Genomic DNA, 2,066 nt, shown 5'->3' on the forward strand with positions numbered 1-2,066 from the left:
TTCTATTGCATCAAATACTAGCGGGACAATCAGACCTGCAATCACTTGCCGAACATATTCTTCATCGAAAACGACGATTCGTGCTTGTTGCGGTTCAGTGTGCGTGCTCTCATTCAGTAAGTGACAAACTTTGATATGCCGATAGCCGTCGGGTTCTAGCATCGTCAAATTTAGTGGGTGAGAAACTAAACGAATTTCTCTCCAGTTAAAAACTGGTACATCGGCAATTGCGGGCGCTGCGGTGTCATTTGTCATTGTTTTGGATACGATATTTTTCAAAGTTTTTGACTGTCTTTGTCAATTCTGCGACCGACAATGTAGGCGGACATTTTGCACCAAATAAGCGTTGAGGCTTTTCCGTGACTATCAGTAATTGTGCTGCGATAGAAGGGTGCAGAAGCTCCAATACTTTCAATTTGCAGCGTGCTTCTGGTGTTAAGAATCCCTTGGCTTCTACATAAAAGAAGTTATAAACAAGGAAGTCGCACACATATGTTAGGCGCCCTGTATTTCCCGTCGTATCTTTAAGGATAATTTTGGATTGAAGTCCAACATTATCAACACCAACCATCTGGACTAATTCGCGATAAACCCTGTATTCCCATTTACTGGCAAATCGGACAATATGCTTAGCCAGAGCGCCCGTAGTTGGGCGTTGATCTAAAACAATTCCAGCTTTAGTGCAGTAGTAGATAGAGGTGTTGTTGAATTTAGATTTTGAAGTATTAGCAATAATGTTTCTCCAATCCAGTTCGATTTGCTCGATGAAATGCGATATTAGTTTCATCAAAGAAATCGAACTGGATTGTTACAGTTCGTTACAATTAAGGCGTAGCCAATGTAACGCAAAACGTACTACGTACTTATGAAAAACTTTGTAAAGCTTGATGTACCGTACCTTTCACAATTGGACAACAAACGTAACCCAACTGGTAGTTGTAACGTCACTTCTGTTGCGATGTGCTTGCTGTGGGGGGGTGTGACACCACATCAGCAAGGGATACAGCTAGAAGATGAATTGTACGGATACATGGAGAAGCGACGCCTTGACAGACACTCACCACAAGATTTAGCTACTCTGGTGCGCGATTACGGCTTGAATGATAATTACACTGCTACGGCAACTATAGACGCCGTAAAGGCACATTTAAGCGAGGGTAATCCTTGTATTACGCATGGATACTTCACGGAATTTGGTCACATTATTGTGTTGACTGGTTACGACGAAAAAGGATTTTTAGTACACGACCCTTACGGTGAGTGGTTCCCAGGCGGTTATCGAACCGATTTAAGTGGTGAATACCTGCATTACAGCTACGACTTGATCGAGCGTACCTGCATACCTGATGGTTTATTCTGGGTTCACTTTATAAGCAAATAAAAATGAACCCTCTTGTATGTAAATAATTGTTACAAGGGGGTTGACACCTAATTTCAAAAATGGGACATTACAAATAACACCACACCACGCTTTTCAATCCAAAAAACATAATAAAGGGCGGTGTGAGGGAGGGAATAAATATATATATTATTCTATATATAAAATAATATATATATATTCACAAGTAGGCTCCTAAAGTAGGGAGCTACTTTGTAAAATGTAAAAGTATTAAACTTGAAACACAAAGATTTACTTTTCAGGCGGTGTGACCAACAATCCGGTTAGACTCGCTAATGATGCTAAAGCAAGCTCTAAGCATCCCGACACAGATTTACCTTGCTGGGCTAGCAGCAACACCCCAAGGCTCGAAATAATAGCTGTAGAGCCAACGCCTGTTACGACTATGTTGTACATTCTCTTATTTGTCATAGGTCTCTTCCGGTAAATCCACTGTTCTGGGCAATAAAATTATCCGTTTTATCTAGTCGCTGTTCAATATGGTTTAGTCGCTGTTCGATCAAATCAAGTGCGTGTAATATTTTTTGCGAATCAACAATCGCTTGACGCTTTGCTTGCCAAACAACGTTTAAGCCACTCAGGACGCCAGTCAAAATAGCCACGGTTGTACCTAGTAGAGCGATATCGATTTTGAGCATTATATCTTTCATGTAATTATTCCTGTATA

The 2,066-nt window shown here is 40.8% G+C and carries 4 protein-coding genes and 1 pseudogene; 1 reads left to right on the forward strand and 4 read right to left on the reverse strand.

The genetic code is table 11. From position 1 onward, the window contains the following. Window positions 1-255 (reverse strand): hypothetical protein (locus JGK22_RS32975; protein ID WP_293209152.1); only part of this gene is annotated, 255 nt, incomplete at its 3' end. Beyond that, window positions 245-787, reverse strand: a complete 543-nt coding sequence (locus JGK22_RS32980) for a hypothetical protein (protein WP_293209154.1) — start codon at window positions 785-787, stop codon at window positions 245-247. The genes JGK22_RS32975 and JGK22_RS32980, both read right to left, overlap by 11 nt. 93 nt (window positions 788-880) lie before the next feature. Here JGK22_RS32980 and JGK22_RS32985 point away from each other — a divergent pair. After that, window positions 881-1,381 (forward strand): annotated as a pseudogene (locus tag JGK22_RS32985) (C39 family peptidase); the annotation flags it as partial. Between the two features lie 249 nt (window positions 1,382-1,630). On the opposite strand, the gene JGK22_RS32990 reads toward JGK22_RS32985, so the two are convergent. Together JGK22_RS32990 and JGK22_RS32995 are read right to left on the reverse strand one after the other, a co-directional pair. Further along, a complete protein-coding gene (locus tag JGK22_RS32990) occupies window positions 1,631-1,810 on the reverse strand; it encodes a hypothetical protein (RefSeq protein WP_293314549.1) in 180 nt (59 codons plus the stop codon). Further along, window positions 1,807-2,066: hypothetical protein (locus tag JGK22_RS32995; protein ID WP_293314551.1), on the reverse strand; the 260-nt coding region annotated here is incomplete at its 5' end. The genes JGK22_RS32990 and JGK22_RS32995, both read right to left, overlap by 4 nt.

Origin of the sequence: Microcoleus sp. PH2017_08_TRC_O_A, assembly GCF_020738665.1 — a bacterium.
Lineage (GTDB): Bacteria > Cyanobacteriota > Cyanobacteriia > Cyanobacteriales > Microcoleaceae > Microcoleus.

Bases quoted from the DNA above. Each gene is read 5' to 3' on its own strand.
- JGK22_RS32980 (WP_293209154.1), bottom strand. From the start codon at position 787: ATGAAACTAATATCGCATTTCATCGAGCAAATCGAACTGGATTGGAGA.
- JGK22_RS32990 (WP_293314549.1), bottom strand. From the start codon at position 1,810: ATGACAAATAAGAGAATGTACAACATAGTCGTAACAGGCGTTGGCTCT.